Annotated in this window: 6 protein-coding genes; all 6 read left to right on the top strand. The window is 30.1% G+C overall.

Features of this window, described 5'->3' with window-relative positions; all coding sequences use genetic code 11:
• Positions 1 to 870 precede the first annotated feature (870 nt).
• Positions 871 to 1,896: an HNH endonuclease gene (locus tag ACFQ13_RS07280; RefSeq protein WP_386115707.1), complete on the top strand. Its 1,026-nt coding sequence runs from the start codon at positions 871 to 873 to the stop codon at positions 1,894 to 1,896.
• Positions 1,896 to 2,261: an HIT family protein gene (locus ACFQ13_RS07275; RefSeq protein ID WP_386115705.1), complete on the top strand. Its 366-nt coding sequence runs from the start codon at positions 1,896 to 1,898 to the stop codon at positions 2,259 to 2,261. Before ACFQ13_RS07280 ends, ACFQ13_RS07275 begins: the two co-directional genes overlap by 1 nt.
• Positions 2,262 to 2,987: 726 nt before the next feature.
• Positions 2,988 to 3,218: a hypothetical protein gene (locus ACFQ13_RS07270; protein WP_386115704.1), complete on the top strand. Its 231-nt coding sequence runs from the start codon at positions 2,988 to 2,990 to the stop codon at positions 3,216 to 3,218.
• Between the two features lie 11 nt (positions 3,219 to 3,229).
• Positions 3,230 to 3,661, top strand: coding sequence for a hypothetical protein (locus ACFQ13_RS07265; RefSeq protein WP_386115701.1), 432 nt, complete (start codon positions 3,230 to 3,232; stop codon positions 3,659 to 3,661).
• Positions 3,662 to 3,817: 156 nt separating this feature from the next.
• The gene (locus ACFQ13_RS07260) at positions 3,818 to 4,342 is read left to right on the top strand and encodes a hypothetical protein (RefSeq protein WP_386115700.1); all 525 of its coding nucleotides are present in this window, start codon (positions 3,818 to 3,820) and stop codon (positions 4,340 to 4,342) included.
• A gap of 505 nt (positions 4,343 to 4,847) precedes the next feature.
• A partial coding sequence (locus ACFQ13_RS07255; protein ID WP_386115725.1) for a barstar family protein occupies positions 4,848 to 4,949 on the top strand: 102 nt, incomplete at its 3' end.

Here is a 4,949-nt window from a genome sequence, read left to right as displayed (position 1 = left end):
TTTCTTCTTTATTTATAATAGTTGGAATTTATTTAATTACGAAAAACAGAAAAGCCTACAGGTAACACCGTATATAATTTATTGCTTGGTTCTAGCCTACTTACGAAAATCCTCGCGGATTTTCTATTCGGTTTTTATTTGTTAACTTAGTTGCTTAACCACGCAACAAACCATATACAAACACGTTGGCAGCAATGCACCCTGACAGCAAAAGTCTTTGCCTACCCCAACTTTAGGCTTTCTTTATTCGAGTCATCAAAGAACCTTTATTTGGAAACTCAAAACGATGGATTTAAAGCTTATCGAATATATTGTGGTAAAAACTGCTGATTAAACCAAAGACTGGACAATTTCGCTCGAATTAAACCTTAACTGAACATTTTAAAATCACTTACATTAAACAAAAAAAGCCTAGTTTCTTTTTCGCGATTTTTTTTTTAGAATTTTAAGTCAGTAAAATCAGAAAGACTAGAGACGACAATTTTAATTTAGTTTTAAACATAAAACTACTTTTTGAGAAGTTTAACAAGCTAAAAGCAACATAACCCAGGATTTACAAGCTGAATGTAAAATGTGAATCTGATTAGCAACAACGCAGGACTAAAAACAGATTACCTGTCGATTTATTTAATGTTTAAGTTAATTAGATAGCTAATTGGAGTATATCAAATTATCATTTCTTAAAAACATAGCTTATAAAAAAATAAGCACGGCTGCCAACACCGTGTATAATTAATTGCTAGGTTCTTCCCTACTTGTGAATATTCCTGCGGAATATTCACAGGTTCGTTAAAGTTTGCTAACTTAGTTGCTTAACCACGCAACTAACCATACACAAACACGTTGTAGCACATTTGAGAAACGAACTAAATGACACAATTTCAAATAAATGACCCAAGTTTAGAATCTCAATGGAGAGCTTTAATTCTATTTGGAAAAAATAGTGCTACTTATAAATTTGCGTTTGCCAAAAGTCTATTAGAACTGGTAGATAAGGAAACAACCAAAATTTCACTAACGGAATTATCAAAGCCATTTTCTAAAAATATCATTGAACATTTAAAAGAAAACGATAAACAAGGAAACTCAAAATCAAGTAGTTTTTTAAATGTTTGTAGAAATCATATAAAAGGAGAAATTTCGGATAACGAGCTATGGTCAAAAACTGAAAAATTAGGTTTTGTGAATGTAGTAGATGCATTTCAAAATCTAAACGGAGCACAAATTCCTGATATTTTTTATGAAAAAAATTACAAATCAGGTAAAAAAGAAATAGTTATTAAAGACAATCTTTTAAAACTGAAAGAATCTTTTCATTTCCAAAATTTTAATCAAGAAGTTGAAGCTCGCTGGAATTTAGTTGAAACAGCTTGGAATCTTAATTTAAATCCTAAATTACTTGAGGTTAAATATGATGAAGATAAATCCTTATTCTTTTTAGAAAATGATTTTATGAGAAGAACTGATATAACTTCAGTTAGAGATTCTTTAAATGGATATCAAAAAGGAAAATGCTTTTATAGTTTTCAAAATATTTCGGTTGTAAGTGGTTCTGCTAATTTATGTGAAGTTGACCATTTTTTCCCACACATCAACAAAACAATTCATAATGAATTTGGAGCAAACATAAATGGAGTTTGGAATCTTGTTTTAGCAAATAAAGATGTTAACAGAAATAAATCAGCTAAAATTCCAGAAAAAAGATTTTTACAAAGATTATTTAATCGTAATGAATTTTATATTCAAAGTAAACATCCTTTAGCAGAAACAATTATTAATCAAACAGGTAATACAAAACAAAAAAGGATAGAATTTTTAAATAAACAATATCAATTAGCATTAAATTCTGCAATTATTACTTGGAAACCAGAATTTGAATTAAATGGAAATTTCTAATGAGTGTATTTAGTAACATTGAAAAAAATAGAATAATTCATCAGGGAAAATATTTTTTCTTAATAAAAGATGGCTATCCAGTTTCACCAGGTCATATTTTAATTATTTCTAACAAAGAAAAATTAGACTATTTTGAGTTAGATAAAAATGAACGCAATGAATTAACCGAATTAATCGATAAAGCAAAAGAAATTATAGAAAATGAATATAATCCTGATGGTTATAATATCGGAATGAATTGTGGAAAAGTTGCGGGACAATCTGTAATGCATTTTCACTGTCATATTATCCCAAGATATCAAGGAGATATGAAAAATCCTAAAGGAGGAATAAGACATTGTATAGAAGGAAAAGGAAACTATTAAAAAACGTGCTACAACACCGTATATAATTTATTGCTGGCTTCTCGCCTACTTACGAAAATCCTCGCGGATTTTCTATTCGGTTTTTATTTGCTAAATTAGGTGCTTAAAACACGCAACAAACCATATACAAACACGTTAGCAGCAAGCAGTCACGTTTTGCTAATCTCTTTCCTTACCAGAGAGTTTTTTATTCCTAGTCACGATTAAATTCTCATCTGGATAATCAAACGTGATAAGCAATACGGAATATTAACGCAGGATTAACCACTCAGTTGGATAAGTTAAATTGACAAGTAATACGGAGCAACAACGTTGGATTGATTACACAGGTGAATAAGTAGAATTGTTTAACATCACGGATTAACAGCGCTGGATAATAGAAACCATTAGAAATTAGATTAAAAGATCATTATAGAAAGCCAACAAACTACTCACTCTACTCTGCTTTAATTTTAAAAAGCTTTACGGCCAATCTGAACGTGAAAAAACTAATTGGACACTGATAAGGAGTTATACGCTAAAATCAATGTTAGAGTTGTTCAATGAAATTGTGTAAAATTAAAAGCCGGCTGCTAACACCGTGTATAATTAATTGCTTTTTAGAGCTTACTTGCGAAAATTCCTGCGGAATTTTCACGGGTTCGTAAAAGTTTGCTAACTTAGTTGCTCAACCACGCAACTAACCATACACAAACACGTTGTACATAATATCCGAACCGAGCGTAAATGAAAGAAAATATAGATAGAGCTATAATTGCAAGTGATGTTAATGAGCGTGACGGAATAGGAGTTGAAATCTATCAAAATAACAAATTAATTGCGGAAATTTTTAGGGATGACACAGATAAAACCAGAACAATACGAGTTTTTAAAGAAAATATTTCTCTTGAATTAATGGAAGAATGTATTAAGACTTTTAAAAAGGAGATTCCTTGGGAGTTTATAAAATATGAATAACAGAACGCTGAATGAAAAAAACTACAATCTTAATCGTTATATTTCTTTTAATCGGACTTAAAATCAATGCGCAGGAATTGACTTGTTCGGATTTTAAAAATGGAAATTTCTATGTTCCAGCGGATAATGAAACAATTCTGCCTTATAAAATAATTCGAAATGGAAATCAACAAACTGAAATAATAGAAGACCCAAAAAATATTCTTGGAACTGATTACAATAAAACTGCTTACGAGATAATTGAATGGATTGATGACTGTACTTATCGACTCAAGTATGACGAATCGAAAATGGAATTAACCGAATATCAAAAATTCTTGAATAACAATAACGGAGTTTTGAATGAATTGGTAAAAATAGAAGGAAAGTGTTTCTATTTTAAATCAACATTAAGTGTTAATGGAGAAACACAACAAATGACTGGGAAAATATGCAAAGAATAAAATACTATGCACAACACCGTGTATAATTAATTGCTTTGTTCTTCCCTACTTGCGAAAATTCCTGCGGAATTTTCACGGGTTCGTTAAAGTTTGCTAACTTAGTTGCTTAACCACGCAACTAACCATACACAAACACGTTACCACACATTGCCGAAAATGACGAAAAAACAACGAAAAATATATTATGCAACAATTCTGTTTTTAGGATTATTTTTAATGGCTTGGCAAGTCACTATATTTCGGAATACAATAATTGACGTTTCAATTTTAATCGGAATTATTTTAGTTGTGGGAATTATAACTTTTGGGGTTGACTTCACGAATTACGGAAAAACTTATAAGAAAAAAGGAATTGGACTTTACTTTTATTCTGGTATGCAGTATCTTTTAAGCTATGGGTTTATTGCTTGCTCAATTTTTATGTTAACGAATTACTACTTTGCTGAGAAAACACCTACAACAGAAACGTTTGAAATTGTTGAACGCTCATCTTTACCTGGTAGAAAGTATCACAGAGACGAAAGAAAACCAACTTTCCGAATCAATTATGAAGGAAAAATAAAAGAATTAGTGTTTAATCACGAATACTATGAAAAAATGAACTTTTATAATAATGTGGAATTAGAAGTCAGAAAAGGATTTTTTGGTTATGATATTTTGGAAAATAAAAGGCTAAATTGAAAACTGTGGAGTTTTTTAAAATAAAGACAAATTATCTCGGAATTGGAATTAGGTCAGTTCTCTTTTTTGGGGTTGTACTACTTCTGATTTTAATTGAGATACTTGCATTTTTTCTGATTTATGGTTCTGGAGCAAATTCGAGCAGAATTGCTGAGTTATGGTACGTTGACTTAATTTTAAATTATCTTCCAATTATACTTGTTGGCGGATTTTTAATTTATATAATAATAAAAACATATAGAAAAAAGGAATACGTGAATTTCAAGACAAATTTGATAACTCTTTTGATTTTTCTATTCTCAATCAGAAATCATCTTGAAAAACTGATTATCTGAAATAAAAAATAAAAACGTGTGGTAACACCGTATATAATTTATTGCTGGCTTTTTGCCTACTTGCGAAAGTCCTCGCGGACTTTCTTGGTTGGTAATTATTTACTAAATTAGTCACTTAAACCACGCAACAAACCATATACAAACACGTTGTGTGTAATTTGAGAAACGAAATGATAACATTCAAAATTGATAAAAAATTGACTGATTGGAATTCATTTCACTCGGAATTTAAAGCTCCATTAAATTTTCCAGATTATTATGGCGAAAATATG

Source organism: Winogradskyella rapida, assembly GCF_042675845.1.
Classification (GTDB): domain Bacteria; phylum Bacteroidota; class Bacteroidia; order Flavobacteriales; family Flavobacteriaceae; genus Winogradskyella; species Winogradskyella rapida.
Note: the sequence above shows the minus strand (reverse complement) of the source record. Positions and strands in the feature narration are given on the sequence as shown.

Coding starts and splice junctions, on each gene's coding strand:
- ACFQ13_RS07260 (WP_386115700.1), top strand. CDS start 3,818: ATGACGAAAAAACAACGAAAAATATATTATGCAACAATTCTGTTTTTA.
- ACFQ13_RS07275 (WP_386115705.1), top strand. CDS start 1,896: ATGAGTGTATTTAGTAACATTGAAAAAAATAGAATAATTCATCAGGGA.
- ACFQ13_RS07280 (WP_386115707.1), top strand. CDS start 871: ATGACACAATTTCAAATAAATGACCCAAGTTTAGAATCTCAATGGAGA.
- ACFQ13_RS07265 (WP_386115701.1), top strand. CDS start 3,230: ATGAAAAAAACTACAATCTTAATCGTTATATTTCTTTTAATCGGACTT.
- ACFQ13_RS07270 (WP_386115704.1), top strand. CDS start 2,988: ATGAAAGAAAATATAGATAGAGCTATAATTGCAAGTGATGTTAATGAG.